This window comes from Agrobacterium sp. CCNWLW155, assembly GCF_036888815.1.
Classification (GTDB): domain Bacteria; phylum Pseudomonadota; class Alphaproteobacteria; order Rhizobiales; family Rhizobiaceae; genus Agrobacterium; species Agrobacterium radiobacter.
The window spans coordinates 393,512-406,691 of the sequence record NZ_JBAKFW010000001.1 but is presented as its reverse complement, the minus strand read 5'-3'; the positions used below and the strand labels follow the sequence as shown (position 1 = coordinate 406,691).

8 protein-coding genes are annotated in these 13,180 nt (G+C 59.2%); 2 read left to right on the top strand and 6 right to left on the bottom strand.

Features of this window, described 5'->3' with window-relative positions:
- Positions 1-36 precede the first annotated feature (36 nt).
- Positions 37-1,320: a DNA polymerase IV gene (locus V6S97_RS02045; RefSeq protein ID WP_087743823.1), complete on the top strand. Its 1,284-nt coding sequence runs from the start codon at positions 37-39 to the stop codon at positions 1,318-1,320.
- A 169-nt stretch (positions 1,321-1,489) separates the two neighbouring features.
- Positions 1,490-2,728 (top strand): L,D-transpeptidase family protein, encoded by a 1,239-nt coding sequence (locus tag V6S97_RS02040; RefSeq protein WP_111834311.1) that lies wholly within the window; start codon positions 1,490-1,492, stop codon positions 2,726-2,728.
- A 21-nt stretch (positions 2,729-2,749) separates the two neighbouring features.
- Here the strand turns inward: V6S97_RS02040 and dnaE are convergent, their stop codons facing one another.
- From dnaE to V6S97_RS02010, 6 genes are all read right to left on the bottom strand, one after another.
- Entirely contained in the window at positions 2,750-6,253 is a 3,504-nt protein-coding gene (gene dnaE, locus V6S97_RS02035) for a DNA polymerase III subunit alpha (RefSeq protein ID WP_003502411.1), read from the bottom strand.
- A 539-nt stretch (positions 6,254-6,792) separates the two neighbouring features.
- Entirely contained in the window at positions 6,793-7,476 is a 684-nt protein-coding gene (locus tag V6S97_RS02030; RefSeq protein WP_003502409.1) for an ABC transporter ATP-binding protein, read from the bottom strand.
- 15 nt (positions 7,477-7,491) lie between these two features.
- Complete coding sequence (locus tag V6S97_RS02025; protein WP_003502407.1) at positions 7,492-8,799, bottom strand: lipoprotein-releasing ABC transporter permease subunit; 1,308 nt, start codon at positions 8,797-8,799, stop codon at positions 7,492-7,494.
- A gap of 124 nt (positions 8,800-8,923) precedes the next feature.
- Positions 8,924-10,246 carry a proline--tRNA ligase gene (gene proS, locus V6S97_RS02020; RefSeq protein ID WP_003502405.1) on the bottom strand — a complete coding sequence of 441 codons (1,323 nt, stop codon included), beginning with the start codon at positions 10,244-10,246 and terminating at the stop codon, positions 8,924-8,926.
- 666 nt (positions 10,247-10,912) lie between these two features.
- Entirely contained in the window at positions 10,913-11,218 is a 306-nt protein-coding gene (locus V6S97_RS02015; RefSeq protein WP_003502403.1) for a DUF1467 family protein, read from the bottom strand.
- Positions 11,219-11,497: 279 nt separating this feature from the next.
- Positions 11,498-13,165 carry a ribonuclease J gene (locus V6S97_RS02010; protein WP_003502399.1) on the bottom strand — a complete coding sequence of 556 codons (1,668 nt, stop codon included), beginning with the start codon at positions 13,163-13,165 and terminating at the stop codon, positions 11,498-11,500.
- Positions 13,166-13,180 lie beyond the last annotated feature (15 nt).

The following is a 13,180-nucleotide window of genomic DNA, read 5'->3' as shown; positions in this document are numbered from 1 at the left end:
GTATGGTCGGCGACGTTCTGGTTTTGTTTTCGGCTCATGTCCACGTCGCACCCTTATGATCCCGGTTTTTGCCGCGACTGTCTGGCCGGCCAGCCAGAAGGGTTGAGGCGTTGCCGCGCCTGTGGCAGCCCGCGCCTTGTTTATCACGCTGAACTTTACGATCTGAGCATCGCCCATATCGACTGCGACGCCTTTTATGCCTCTGTTGAAAAACGGGATAATCCGGAACTGGCCGACAAGCCTGTCATCATTGGCGGCGGCAAGCGCGGGGTCGTTTCCACCGCCTGTTATATCGCCCGCATTCAGGGCGTGCGCTCCGCAATGCCCATGTTCAAGGCGCTGGAAGCCTGTCCTGACGCGGTGGTCATCAAGCCGGACATGGAGAAATACAGCCGTGTCGGGCGCGAAATCCGGGCGATGATGCAGGAATTGACGCCGCTCGTGCAGCCAATTTCCATAGACGAGGCCTTTCTCGATCTTTCCGGCACCGAGAGGCTGCATCACGATCCACCGGCCCGTGTGCTGGCGAAATTCGCCCGGCGCGTGGAAAAGGAAGTGGGCGTGACCGTTTCAGCCGGGCTTTCCTATTGCAAATTTCTCGCCAAGGTCGCGTCCGACCTGCAAAAACCGCGCGGCTTTTCAGTGATCGGTGAAGCGGAAGCGCTGTCCTTTCTGGCGGCGCGGCCGGTAACCACCATCTGGGGCGTGGGCAAGGCCTTTGCGGCGACGCTGGAAGCGGACGGTATCCGCATGATCGCGCAGCTGCAAGAGATGGAGGAAAGCGAGCTGATGCGCCGTTATGGCGTGATGGGGCAGCGCCTCTTCCGGCTTTCCCGCGGCATTGACGAGCGGCACGTGCATAATAACGACCCCGTCAAAAGCGTGTCTTCCGAAACCACCTTTTTCAACGATATTTCCCGCCATGAGGATCTGGTGCCGATCCTGCGCTCTCTATCCGAAAAGGTTGCCTGGCGGCTGAAGAAAAGCGGCATTGCCGGTCAGACGGTGGTGCTGAAGATGAAGACGGCCGACTTCAAGCTCCGCACCCGCAACCGCAGGCTGGACGATCCCACGCAGCTTGCCGACCGGATTTTCCGCACCGGCCTCTCGCTGCTGGAGAAAGAAACCGACGGCACCAAATTTCGCCTCATCGGCATTGGCGTCAGCGATCTGCGCGATGCGGGCCTCGCCGACCCTCCCGATCTCGTCGACAGACAGGCGGGACGGCGGGCGGCGGCGGAAGCGGCGATGGACAAGCTGCGCGACAAGTTCGGCAAGGGCAGCGTCGAGACCGGCTATACTTTCGGAACACGTAAATAATGCCCGCTGGGTTGTGCGAAGGGTCGCGCAATCTGGCCCCCGTCACGTCGTGCCCGATATATTTTAGATTTTACACAAATTAGTGATGTTCGGGATAAGCCGTCCTTAAACTTCATTAAACTTCGCGTGGTTGAGTGAGGCAAGTTTTGTGCATGTGGTGTATTGCGTCATGTCCCTTCGCCTCCGTCTTATGGCTGGCATGCTGTCGGCCAGCATTCTCGCCTTTCCGGCGCTTGCCGCTGACAGCCGCGCGCTGCAGATTCTGGTATCAAAAAGCGATCAGTCGCTCTCGCTTTATGAAAATGGCGAAATCATCGCCACCTCGAAAGTCTCCACCGGCAAGGCCGGTCATGAGACGCCGAGCGGCATATTCTCCATTCTGGAAAAGCGGAAATACCACGAGTCGAATATCTATTCGGCTGCACCCATGCCCTTCATGCAGCGGCTGACATGGTCCGGTATCGCGCTGCACGAAGGCAAGGTGCCGAACTATGCGGCCTCGCATGGCTGCGTGCGCCTGCCTTCCAAATTCGCCAAGTCACTTTTCGGCGACACGCGCACTGGCGTCCATGTCATCATCACCGACCGCCCGGTCTCGTTGCGTTTCGTACAGCACCCGGCGTTGTTTGTTCCACGCGACGATGCCGATGACGGCAAGCTGCTTCTTTCGGATGTGGAGTTGCGCCCGGCTACATTCGATGCAGCCTTGGGCACGGTTGAGGTTGCCGTCAATGAAAAAACCCAGTCCCTCAAGCCGGCGGCGAAGGCCAGAGAACCCTCACCCCTGCGCATTCTCATCACCCGGCGTGGCGAGCGCGAAAAGGTGATGGATATTCAAACCGTGCTGACCCGTCTCGGCTTCGATGCTGGTTCTGCCGATGGTTACACCGGAGAGATGACGATCAGCGCAATCAATGGTTTCAAGCGCTGGAAGGGGCTGAAGACGACCGGGCCGCTTCTGACCGACGCCTTCGTGGCGGCGCTTTATGCCTCCGCCGGTGAAGACCATCCGCCGACCGGCCAGATCATGGTGCGGCAGGATTTCAAACCGCTGTTCGAAGCAGCCATCGACATCAAGGACCCGGAAGTGGCGCTCGGAACCCACTTCTTCGAGGCTGTTACCGTGGACCGCGCGGCTGGAACTGCCGAATGGAACGGCGTGACGCTCGAAAACCACCTGCCGGCGGCAGCCCGCAAGCGGCTCGGAATCACCGTTACCGAGGCCCCTGGCGGCTTCGATCAATTGAGCGCCGTGCTCAGCCGCCTCGAAATACCCGCAGAGATACGCAGCCGTATCGAACAGGAGCTTTCAAGCGGCAGCTCGATCACCGTTTCCGACATTAGTCACCAGATGGAAACAGGCGCCGGAACGGACTTCATCACCGTTACGAAAGAAGGGCCGGTATGAGCGACGTGTGAGGCGCGAGCCTCACACCAGTTCCACGTCAACGACACCGGGTGCGGACCGCAGCGCAGCGGCGATTTCCGGCGAGATACGGTATTTCTCCGTCAGTTCCACCTCGATCTCGCGGCTGCCTTCATCCTTGATGACGATGAAATAGACCGAGCCGTCACCCTTGGTGTTGAGATGGCGGGCGACCGTTTTCAGCGGACCGGAATCGCGGACATAAACGCGCAGAGCCTTCTGCATCTGCACGGATTTCTCTTCAAGCGACTGCGCCGTCTGGATACGCAGGCCGATGCCTTCCGGGCGCTCTTCCGCCTGCACGGTGATAACAAGCGATTTGCCGACTTCCAGCAGATCCCGGAATTGGCCGAGCCCTTCGGAAAACAGCACCGCTTCATATTGCCCTGATGCATCCGAGAAGGTGACGATGCCCATCTTGTTGCCGGTGCGGGTCTTGCGTTCCTGCTTGCCGGTGACGGTGCCGGCCAGACGCCCGGCGGTCGCACCCTGTTTCACCGCCGCTGAAAAATCGGCGAAATTCTGCACCCGCAACTTTTCCAGCACGGGGCGATAGGTATCGAGAGGATGGGCGGTGAGGTAAAAACCGAGAACCTGATATTCACGCAGCAGTTTTTCCGAAGCGAGCCAGGGCTGGAAAGCGGGCAGGACAAGCTTTTCCGGGCCGTTGCCGCCGCCGGAACCGAACATGTCCGACTGGCCGATGGTGCGATTGTTCTGCGCCATCTGCGCATAACCGATAATGCGGTCCAGCCCGCCGATCAGCTCGGCGCGGTCGCGGCCGAAACAATCGAAAGCGCCGGCATTGATCAGGCTTTCCAGCACACGCCGGTTGATCTGCTTGGGGTCGATGCGCAGGCAGAAATCCTCAAGGCTCGTGAACGGCTTGCCGTCGCGAACCTGGACGATGTGTTCCACCGCTCCCTCGCCTACGCCCTTGATGGCGGCCAGCGAATAATAGATGCGGTTTTCACCTGTCTCGAACTGGCGGAAGGACGTCTGCACCGAAGGTGCGACGACCTCGATGCCAAGGCGGCCTGCATCCTGCCGGAAATCGTTGAGCTTTTCCGTGTTTGCCATATCGAGCGTCATGGAGGCCGCGAGGAACTCTACCGGATAATGCGCCTTCATATAGGCGGTCTGGTAGGACACGATGGCGTAGGCGGCGGCATGGCTCTTGTTGAAGCCGTAATTGGCGAATTTCGCCAGAAGGTCGAAGATGGTGTTGGCTTGCGGCTTCGAGACGCCATTCTTGATGGCGCCATCGACGAAGCGCTCACGCTGCTGGTCCATCTCCTCCTTGATCTTCTTGCCCATGGCGCGGCGCAGAAGATCGGCTTCGCCGAGCGAATAACCTGACAGGACCTGGGCGATCTGCATCACCTGTTCCTGATAGACGATAACGCCCTGCGTTTCCTTGAGTAGATGGTCGATGGTCGGGTGGATTGATTCCAGCTCCTCCTCGCCATGTTTGCGGGCGTTATAGACCGGAATGTTCTCCATCGGGCCGGGACGATAAAGCGCCACCAGCGCGATGATGTCCTCGATGCAGTCCGGCCGCATGCCGATCAGCGCCTTGCGCATGCCGGCACTTTCCACCTGGAACACGCCGATGGTTTCGCCGCGCGACAGCATCTCGTAAGTTTTGGCGTCATCCAGCGGGATGGCGGCGAGATCGACCTTGATGTCACGCTTGGCAACAAAATCGACGGCCACCTTCAGCACCGTCAGCGTCTTCAGGCCGAGGAAGTCGAATTTGACGAGGCCGGCGCTTTCCACCCATTTCATGTTGAACTGGGTGACCGGCATATCGGATCGCGGATCGCGATACATCGGCACCAGCTTGGAGAGCGGCCGATCGCCAATGACGATACCGGCGGCGTGGGTGGAGGCGTGACGGTAAAGCCCCTCAATCTTCTGGGCGATATCCAAGAGGCGGGCGACGACCGGCTCCTTGTCCGCCTCTTCCTGCAGGCGCGGCTCTTCCTCGATCGCTTTTGACAGCGGCGTCGGATTGGCCGGGTTGTTGGGCACCAGCTTGCAGATCTTGTCCACCTGCCCATAGGGCATTTCCAGCACGCGGCCGACATCACGCAAGGCCGCGCGCGCCTGCAGCGAACCGAAGGTGATGATCTGCGCCACCTGCTCGCGACCATATTTGGCCTGCACGTAGCGGATCACCTCTTCACGGCGGTCCTGGCAGAAGTCGATATCGAAGTCGGGCATCGATACGCGTTCGGGATTGAGAAAGCGTTCGAACAGCAGCGAGAAGCGCAGGGGGTCGACGTCGGTAATGGTAAGCGCGTAAGCGACAAGCGAACCCGCACCCGAACCACGGCCAGGGCCTACCGGAATATCATGCTGCTTGGCCCATTTGATGAAGTCGGCAACGATCAGGAAGTAACCGGGAAACTTCATGCGCGAGATGACGCCGAGTTCGAAATCCAGCCTGTCGCGATACTCCTGCTCCGTATAACCGGCCGCCATGCCGAGCGCTGCCAGCCGCTGATCCAGCCCCTCTACTGCCTGGCGGCGAAGCTCCTCGGCTTCAGCGCGTTCCGCCGCTTCGGGGTCGTCGCTGGCGCCGGTGAAGCGCGGCAGGATCGGGCCACGCTTCTTCAGCACGAAGGAGCAGCGGAGCGCGATCTCGACAGTGTTTTCGAGCGCCTCGGGAATGTCGGCAAAAAGCGCCACCATCTCCTCACGACTCTTGAGGTAATGGTCGGGCGTCAACCGGAACCGGCTGTCATCGGAGACGATGGCGTTGTGCGCCACCGCCATCAGCGCATCATGCGCCTCGTAATCAGCCTTGGAGGGGAAGAACGCTTCATTGGTGGCAACCAGCGGAATATCATGCTCGTAAGCAAGGCCGATCATGCGCCGCTCATGGGAACGGTCGTAGCCGGACTGGCGCTGCAATTCGATGTAGAGACTGTCCCCGAAGAGTGACTTCAATGTCAGCAGCCGCTCTTTCGCCTGCGCTGCATGGCCTTCCTTCAAGGCCATATCCACCGGTCCGCCGGAAGCGCCCGTCAGCGCGATCAGCCCCGCATTGGAGGCCTCTTCCAGCCATGCACGGGTAATATGCACGGAATGACCGCCACTGCCCTCGCCTTCCAGATAGGCGCGGCTGACGATATCCACCAGCCGCTCATAACCTTCGGCATTGGCGGCCAGCAGAACGATGGCGGGAAGTTTCTGAAGATGGCTATTGTGGTTGCGGCGATCCTCCGCCGCATCCTGCATGTCGATCGACAGCTGGCAACCGATGATCGGCTGCAGACCCTCATCGCGCGCCTTTTCGGAAAACTCCAGCGCGACGAAGAGGTTGTTGGTGTCGGTAATGGCTATGGCCGGCTGGCCGTCCGCGACGGCCTTGGACATGATTTTCTTGAGGGGCAACGCCCCCTCAAGCAGGGAATAAGCGGAATGAACCCGAAGATGGACGAAACCGGGGGTCTTCAACGTTTCGCCAGAGGTCTCTCCACGCATAACCGCATCGCCCATATCATCATCCTGTCATTCTGAATCGAGGGGGCGATTTTCCGATTTCCGGCGCTTAATGTCCACCGCTTTGCGGCGTCCATACAGGCTTCTGCGCCGGTGTCTTCTTCACAGGGCGGTGAGGATCACCGAGAAGCTGGCAACAAAGACAGCGATGGAAGCGAAAGCAGCAACGTCACGGATGAAATCAGTCATTGGCCTCTCCTTACTCGTTATGTTCCAACTTTGTTCTCATTTTGTTCGATTGTCAACAGGGTTCTGCTGATATTCCTCTTGCTAATGTACGAGAATCGCCTTCGGTTCCGATCAAGGGAACGGCAAGCCGCTGACTCCAAAGCGAAAAACCCGAAGGCAAAAAACGCCTCCGGTTTCGGAAAAAAATCAAATTCAGAGAACAGCTATTCTTCAGGAGGCGCCGGAGAGATTGATCCGGGCTCGCGACGGTTCGTCCTCGTTCCCTCACGGCAACGACCAGCGTAGTCGTTCCGGTCGCTCCGGAAGGCATGGTGATGCGCGAGGATCATCCCCGCGCAATCCCATGGTCAGAAATCGACGATCTTCCCGTCGGCGAGCGTTACGCGCCGGTCCATGCGGGCGGCGAGTTCATGATTGTGGGTGGCAATCAGCGCCGCGAGGCCAGATTGGCGCACCAGCGCCTCCAGCGCGTCGAATACATAATGCGCGGTCTCCGGATCGAGATTGCCGGTCGGCTCGTCGGCGAGCAGCAGGAGCGGCGCGTTGGCGACGGCGCGGGCAATGGCGACACGCTGCTGTTCACCGCCCGAGAGTTCGGCCGGACGGTGTTCGCCGCGATGCCCCACACGCATATAGTCGAGCAGCGCGCTGGCGCGCTTGCGAGCTTCAGCCTGGGTGAGACCGGCGATGAGCTGCGGCATCATCACATTTTCCACCGCCGAGAATTCCGGCAGGAGGTGATGGAACTGATAAACGAAGCCGATATCGCTGCGGCGGATCGCGGTGCGCGTTTCATCCGGCAGGCCGTTGCAGGGCGCGTCGTTAATATAGACCTCGCCGGCATCGGGATGTTCCAGCAGGCCTGCCAGATGCAGCAGCGTTGATTTGCCGGTGCCCGAAGGGGCGACCAGCGCCACCATCTCACCGCTCTTCAATTCAAAATCGGCCTTGCGCAGAATGGAAAGCGACGTCTCGCCCTGACCATAGGTTCTCTCAACGCCGGTGAGCCGCAGCACTGTTTTTTTTGCCATATTGCGAAGCGGTCCTTATTCGTAACGCAGGGCCTGCACCGGATCGAGCTTGGAAGCCCGCCATGCCGGGAAGATCGTTGCCAGGAAAGAGAGCGTGAGCGCCATGATGACAACGGAAATCGTTTCGCTGATATCCATTTCTGCCGGAAGCTGGCTCAAGAAATAAAGCTGCGGGTCAAACAGCACCGTGCCCGAAATCCAGGAGAAGAACTGCCGGATGGATTCCACGTTGAGGCAGACGATGACGCCGAGCGCCACACCGGCGAAGGTGCCGACCATACCGATGGCCGCACCTGTCATGAAGAAGATGCGCATCACCGCGCCCGAACTTGCGCCCATGGTGCGCAGAATGGCGATATCGCTGCCCTTGTCCTTCACCAGCATGATGAGGCCGGAAATGATGTTCAGCGCCGCCACCAACACGATGAGGGTGAGGATCATGAACATGACGTTTCGTTCCACCTGCAGGGCGGAGAAGAAGGTCTGGTTCCGCTGCCTCCAGTCGGTAATGTAGATCTGCCTTTCGGCCGCCTGCTCCACCAGCGGACGGATGCCATCGACATCATCCGGGCGGCTCACATAAAGCTCAATGGATTGCACGATGCCGTCGGCATTGAAATAAAGCTGGGCTTCGGACAGAGGCATATAGATCATCGATGCGTCGTATTCCGACATGCCGATCTCGAAGACACCGGAAATCTTGTAAGACTTGACGCGCGGATTGACGCCCATCGGCGTTACGTCACCTTCTGGTGATATGAGGGTGATATCGTCACCCGCCGTAACACCAAGCTGGGCGGCGAGCCTGGAGCCGACGAGAACGCCGTCACCCGCCATGAAGCCGACGAGGTCGCCGGTTTTGATGTTGGTGGCGACTTCCTTGACCTTGTCGATATCCTCCTGGCGCACACCGCGCACCAGAGCGCCGGAACCCGCACCGCCACGACCGGAAGCCAATGTCTGGCCCTCCACCAGCGGCAGAGCCATGGTGACGCCGGGTACGGCGGCGAATTTCTTAGCCAACTCATCATAATTATTGAAGGGCTGGTCAATCGGCTGCACGATCATATGGCCGTTGATGCCGAGAATGCGGGAAATCAGCTCCGTGCGGAACCCGTTCATGACAGCCATGACGATGATAAGCGTCGCCACGCCCAGCATGATGCCGACAAAGGAAAAACCGGCGATGACGGAAATGAATGCTTCCTTGCGCCGCGACCGCAGATAGCGCCAGGCCACCATGCGTTCGAAAGCGGAAAACGGCCGGGCGGTCTTTGCCCCGGCGGAAACAGCCGCACCCTTGTCAGCCTCGGCTTGTGCCATGTCGTCTCCCTGATCTCAAACTGCAAGGCCGGTCTTTTCCGAAAACCGGCCCATATTTCTGCTACATCTGCGCTACGAAACCGGAGCGGACTTCGGGTGAAGCCGCTCCGTCTTCCATTCGCGCTTAGGCGAGCACCTTGTTCATCGCCGCCTCGATCGTCACGGTCTCCCGCTCGCCGGTCTTGCGATCCTTCACTTCGACTTCGCCATTCGCGACCGAACGCGGGCCGACGATGATCTGCAGCGGCACGCCGATCAGATCAGCGGTGGCGAATTTCTGGCCCGCCCGGTCGTCCGTATCGTCGTAGAGAACATCCTTGCCGGCGTTGGAGAGCTGATAATACAGCTTTTCACAGGCCGCATCGCAGGCCGCATCGCCAGCCTTCATGTTGATGATCACGACGTCGAAAGGAGCGACCGAGGCCGGCCAGATGATTCCGTTCTCGTCATGCGATGCTTCAATGATGGCGGGAACAAGGCGTGTCGGCCCGATGCCATAAGAACCCATGTGGACGGGGTGTTCCTTGCCGTCCTTGCCCTGCACTTTCGCGCCCATAGGCTCGGAATATTTGGTGCCGAAATAGAAGATGTGCCCAACCTCGATGCCGCGCGCGGAAAGGCGCTCGCCTTCGGGAATGGCGTCATAGGCGGCCTCGTCGTGCATTTCGGACGTGGCTGCGTAATCGGTCGTCCACTCGTCGAACACGCCCTGCAGCGCCGCGACATCGTCGAAATCGGTGCTTTCAGCTGGAATGCCGCGGTCGAGGAAGCTCTTGTGGCAGAAGACTTCGGATTCGCCGGTATCGGCCAGAATGATGAACTCATGGCTGTGATTGCCGCCGATCGGGCCGGTATCGGCGCGCATGGGAATAGCGCGCAGGCCAAGGCGCTCGAAGGTCCGCAGGTAAGCCACGAACATCTTGTTGTAGGAATGGATCGCGTCTTCCTTGGTGAGGTCGAAGGAATAGGCGTCCTTCATCAGGAACTCGCGCGAGCGCATGGTGCCGAAGCGCGGACGCACCTCGTCGCGGAACTTCAGCTGGATATGGTAGAGGTTCAGCGGCAGGTTCTTGTAGGACTTCACATAGGAACGGAAGATGTCGGTGATCATCTCCTCGTTGGTGGGGCCATAGAGCATCTGGCGGTCCTGGCGGTCCTTGATGCGCAGCATTTCCTTGCCGTAGTCGTCATAACGGCCGCTCTCCTGCCAGAGCTCGGCGGTCTGCAGCGTCGGCATCAGAAGCTCGATGGCGCCGGAACGGTCCTGCTCCTCGCGGATGATCTTGTTGACCTTGTCGAGCACGCGTTTGCCGAGCGGCAGCCAGGAATAGATGCCAGCCGATTGCTGCCGGATCATGCCGGCGCGCAGCATGAGGCGGTGAGAGACAATCTCGGCTTCCTTGGGGTTTTCCTTCAGGATGGGCAGGAAATAACGGCTAAGACGCATGACGGCTTCCATTGATGTGGACGACAGCGCCAAAAGGCGCGGGAATCGCCCCGAATAGAGGGATATTGGCGCCGGATATAGCGGTTTCTGACCCAGATGAAAACCCGCCATGCAAAGAGCGTTAAAGGCGATTTTGTGGTATTTTCACGATAGCTAATTCGCGTCAAAACGCTTTGGCCGGAATATTATTCTTGATCCGGTGCGACAAATTGCACCACAGAGAATTTTTTGCCGACTGTAACAAATATGCAAAAAATGAGATGACAAGCATGGGGGTTTGAGCTAGCTTTAGCTTACAAAAGAGGCAGGAAGTTTAAATTCTTGTCATTTTCGCGGTCAGTCTTGGGAGGATCAGATCTTAGGCGCGCTCGTTCGCAGCCCCGGTAACGGTTACAGATCACGCGAAACCTGAAAACAAGGCTGAAAGGCCTTGTTTTTTTTTGCTTCTGCACGCATTTTCCCGCTCCCGGCCATCATCCCAGTAGAATTACGGCGATGAATCAGGCACCCGGCAAGCTCCTGCTGTGTGCACGATAGATATGACATCCATATGACAGAGTCTCAGCCAGATTCACGGCAGACTGCCCCTTGCATAGGCAGGCTCTTCGGCTTGCTATCAGGTTGGGCGCAGATGTAGGCGGGGGCGGACATTGCCCGCGCTTTTTTTCAGTCGAAAACGGGAATAATTCTCGGCAGGTCATCAAGGCTGACGCCGAACCACCAGGTTCCGCCATACCAGATCCCGCAGATCAGGGCCGAGATCAGGGTCGTCCACAACACGATCCGTCCGCCCTTGAAGCTGGATGGCGCGCTGGCAACCGTCCCCAGCGCCACATCGCCCTCATCGTCCTGGGTGCGCAGGCCAATCGGCAGCACGATAAAAAGCACCGTCCACCAGACGATGAAATAAACGGCGAAGACCGAAAGAAGCGGCATGTGATCCTCCTGCACAATGCGCTTCTTGTAACGCATTCATCCGCAAACCGGAATCAATTCCCTGCAAGATGCATAAAAAGCCTTGGAAAGAGGAACAGAACCGCGCTTTGAGCAGGCACACTCAGGTCGCCGACAAAGGCGGACGCTCTCTCTTCCGTCATGCCGGCCCCCGGAACAAGCCCGAGGATGATCCGGCATCCAGCCACGGCGCGTCTGCGCCGTGAGAGGAGTCTTTACGCGATCAAGGACTTGATCGCGCTGGACCCCGGATCTAGTCCGGGGTGACGGCATGCGGATGATACCCCGCTTTCCGGCTCAGACCTTCGTGACGAAAACCGTCACGATCGGCTTCTTGCCCCAGCTCTGATTGGCGGCGGCGCGCACGGCGCGGCGCACCGCTTCACGCAGCAGCTCCAGATCCTTGCGGCGGGCGCGCGGAATGCTTTCGACAGCGCCGAGCACGGCGTCATAAAGCGTGTCTTCCATCGCCTCATCCTCGTCATCAAATTCCGGCAGGCCGAAAGGCACCACATCGGGATCACCGAGGAAATCGTAACGGCTGTCCAGCACGACATTGACCGCGACATGGCCGGCGAAAGAAAGCTTGCGGCGATTGCTGATGCCCATCTCGTCCATGTCACCGACGAGATTGCCGTCCTTGAAGACGCGGCCATGTGGCACGTCGTCGATAACCTCCGCCGGGCCGGGAGCAAGGCGCAGAACATTTCCGTTGCGCACCTTCGGTACCTGCGAAATGCCGGCCTGTTCGGCCAGTTCCTTCTGCGCCACCAGATGCGCCGCCTCACCATGCACGGGCACGACGATCTGCGGCTTCGTCCACTCATACATCTTCAGAAGTTCATTACGGCGCGGATGGCCGGAGACATGCACTAGCGCCTCATTGTCCGTGACAATGTGCACGCCCTGCTCGATCAGGCCGTTCTTGATCTCGATGATCGCCTTTTCGTTGCCGGGAATGGCGCGTGAGGAAAATACGACAGTATCTCCCGACGCGAGCGCCACATTGCGCATCTCGTCGCGGGAAAGCTTGGCGAGCGCTGCGCGCGGTTCGCCCTGCGAACCGGTCAGGATCAGCACCACACGGTCGCGCGGAATATAACCATATTCATCTTCTGCGAGGAACGGCTTGATGCCTTCCATGATGCCGAGATCCTGCGAGACATTGACGACCCGCTTCAGCGACGAGCCCAGCAGCAGCACCTCGCGGCCCGCGGCCTCAGCAGCCTGCGCAATCGAACGGATGCGCCCGACGTTGGAGGAGAAGGTGGTGACCGCCACGCGGCCTTCGGCATTTTCGATGATCTGGCGCAGGCCTTCGGAAACCTCGTGTTCGGAGGGCGACACACCATCGCGCACCGAATTGGTGCTGTCGCACATCAATGCCAGCACACCCTCTTCGCCGATGGCGCGGAAGCGCGCCTCATCCGTCAACGGCCCGAGCGACGGCGCTTCGTCGATCTTCCAGTCACCGGTGTGGATGACATTGCCGAGCGGCGTGCGAATGACCAGCGACATCGGCTCGGGAATGGAGTGGTTGACACCAACAGCTTCGATTTCGAACGGCCCGACATTGATACGGTCGCCAGCCTTGAAGATCGTTACCGGAATTTCGGCGCGCGTGCCCTCATAAGCGCGCTTGGCTTCCAGCATGCCGGCGGTGAAAGGCGAGGCATAAACCGGGACATTGAGGCCGGGCCACAGATCATTCAGCGCACCATAATGGTCCTCATGGGCGTGGGTGATGATGATGCCCTTGAGGTTCTTCTTCTGCTCGGCGATATAGCTGATGTCAGGCAGAACGAGATCGACGCCCGGCAAATCGAGACCGGCGAATGTCACGCCGCAATCCACCATGATCCATTGGCGCTTGCTTTCCGGCCCATAGCCGTAAAGCGCCAGATTCATGCCGATTTCACCCACACCGCCGAGCGGTATAAAGACCAGTTCGTCCTGTTTAGCCATTATTTTTCTTATCCA